Here is a 1,805-nt window from a genome sequence, read left to right on the forward strand (position 1 = left end):
TAGCGTACAATGTCAAATACTTTTTTAAGTTTTTTGGGTAACTCAAACACACTTACCGTAAATTCTATTTTTTACCAGTAACAATTAACCAAGTTTATTAAAAACAGATGCCATCTTCTTGATTCAGAAATGGGCTTTCACTCGCTTCTTGGTCTGCATTGATGCAATCTGGCATAGAGTACAAAATTTTTATATTAACGTACTAATCCGCATTTACAGGACGAGTGGGATTAAGCTAAACATCGAGGTCTGGGCCTCAGGAAATTAGATCCGATCTCCACTCGAACCAAAAGGATGGCACCTATTATTTTGTCTTTTTAAGCAGCTATTGGTAGTGACAGTTTTTTAAACAATTCTTGTTTATAATTAAAAGTTGAGTTATTCCACTCAAATGGTTTTTGGTTTTTAAGCATCGCAAAAGCAATTTTAAGGAACTTGTTTCCCATCGCAATGTAGATAGATCCTGACTTTTTCCCTTTTTCTTTTAAACGTGTATAGAAAGGTTTTAGTGCTTCGTTATGGACAGAAAGGCTTTTACCGGCAGAATAAACAGCCCTGCGCAAGTTCGCGTTCCCTTGCTTGGAAATACGGCCATGATAGCCTTCTCCTTTACCGGATTGTTTGATAACAGGATTTGTCCCAGCCTTTTTTATGAGCTGGTTAGCACTTGTATAATGAGTAAGGTCGCCCATCTCACAGTATATTTCGGCAGCTGTGACTAGCCCGACTCCTGGCACGGTTAGGAGAAGTAAACCGTTTGTATTAACGAGAATGCGTTCGATTTCCTTTTCATAGGTTTGAATGTTTTGGCTATGCCATTCATAATCTTTTAGTTTCTGCTTCAGGAGAAAAAGCTCGCTGGAGAGATCTTCTACGGGCTTAGATACACTTTCATTGGCAGCGAAAAGCAACTTTTTTATCGATGTGTTGCGTATCTTTAAATTGTGTTCTTTAGAGATTCTCTTTAAGCCCATTTCTCCAAGTTCGAGAATTTGGGAAGCGTGAGGGTAGTGAGTAAGTATATATAAACTTGATTTCCCCCAAAAATCACTGAATATCTTAGTTGTCTTGATTTTACCATTTTCCAAAACGCTATATCCTTGATACTCACGCCAGATATGGTCATGATGGGTCCGGATCTCTGTTTTGATTCGTGATCGCTTATTGATTTCACTTCTCCTGGCTCGGGTAAGATTTTGGAGCTGTCTATATTTTCCGTCAGAAATCTTGGCATTCGTCGCTTTATTACCCACCAATGCTTCGGCAATCAGGTATAGATCGATGTCGTCCGTTTTGGTATAGGTTAGGTGTTGTTTTCTCTCCTCATGGGTGGAAGCAGGGTTAATGATGTGAACAGAGAACCCTTCGGTTGTTAAAATACGAACAATATCTTCGTAATAATGACCAGTGGCTTCTATGCCCACAAATATCCGTTCAGCTTGGCAGACCTGTTTCGCTTCCTCCACCTTTTGGATTAAAGACTTCATTCCTGTCTGATTGACCATGAAGGCGAATGGAGTCTGGACTACATCTCCAAAATAATTCAGGATCATTGCTTTCTGTACAACCTTGGAAGCATCGATAGGGATAATCAGTACTTTTTCTAAATCAGCACCTTTAAGTTCTTTTGCGAATTGACTTCTCCTTAAACCTTGTTTACCATTAAGTAGTCTCATGGACTATGACCTCCTTTGGTTGGGTGGGTGATTGAGTAAACTTGGTTAAGTATCTCAATCGTAGCATAGTCATGGGACTTTTTTTGTGTCTGAAATCAGTATTTCATACACCAGGAAATTATAAAAGCA

General features: G+C 39.1%; 1 protein-coding gene. It reads right to left on the minus strand.

Translation table 11 applies throughout. The features are described 5' to 3' along the window. Positions 1 to 317: 317 nt before the first annotated feature. Complete coding sequence (locus ACNAZ4_RS23760; protein ID WP_415818747.1) at positions 318 to 1,676, minus strand: IS110 family RNA-guided transposase; 1,359 nt, start codon at positions 1,674 to 1,676, stop codon at positions 318 to 320. Positions 1,677 to 1,805 lie beyond the last annotated feature (129 nt).

The organism is Mesobacillus thioparans, assembly GCF_965138835.1.
In the GTDB taxonomy this organism is placed as follows: domain Bacteria; phylum Bacillota; class Bacilli; order Bacillales; family Cytobacillaceae; genus Mesobacillus; species Mesobacillus thioparans.